This window comes from Limnospira sp. PMC 289.06 (genome assembly GCF_032350395.1).
GTDB lineage: Bacteria > Cyanobacteriota > Cyanobacteriia > Cyanobacteriales > Microcoleaceae > Limnospira > Limnospira platensis.
In genome coordinates this window covers 1-465 of sequence record NZ_JARPLC010000487.1, presented here as the reverse complement: position 1 = coordinate 465, position 465 = coordinate 1, and the positions used below count along the sequence as shown (strand labels likewise).

The following is a 465-nucleotide window of genomic DNA, read 5'->3' as shown; positions in this document are numbered from 1 at the left end:
TTTTGCCAGATTGTCTTATCTAGTTTAGTGAAGGTCTCTGTTGAGACTACCGCTGAATAATAGTTTGACCACCCCCGAATAATTGGGTTTAGTCTACTTATCAGGGCTGATTGAGGTGCTGTTTTGTGTTGTTCTATTACACCTTTAATCACTTCTGTGTGGGTTTTGACTGCTTTTTGGCTGGGTTTTATGTGGGTTTTATGTCCGATTAATCGGCTTGCTCCCCCACCTGTTTTCCCAGACTTGTATTTTCCAACTGGGTATTGCCTGATATTGAATCCTAGAAAGTCGAACCCTGGATTTTCTGTCTTACCGCCATACTCAATAGTTTTGAGTGTATGACAGATTCGAGTCTTTTCAGGTTTTATTTCTAGTCCTACAGGTTTTAGCCATTCAGAAATAGCAGTTTTGCACTGTTCAATGATTCCTAGGTCTTTGGAGATGACCACAAAATCATCGGCATAT

General features: G+C 40.4%; 1 protein-coding gene. It reads right to left on the bottom strand.

The window, feature by feature from the left end:
• Positions 1-465: group II intron maturase-specific domain-containing protein (locus P5674_RS25925; protein WP_315670490.1), on the bottom strand; the 465-nt coding region annotated here is incomplete at both ends.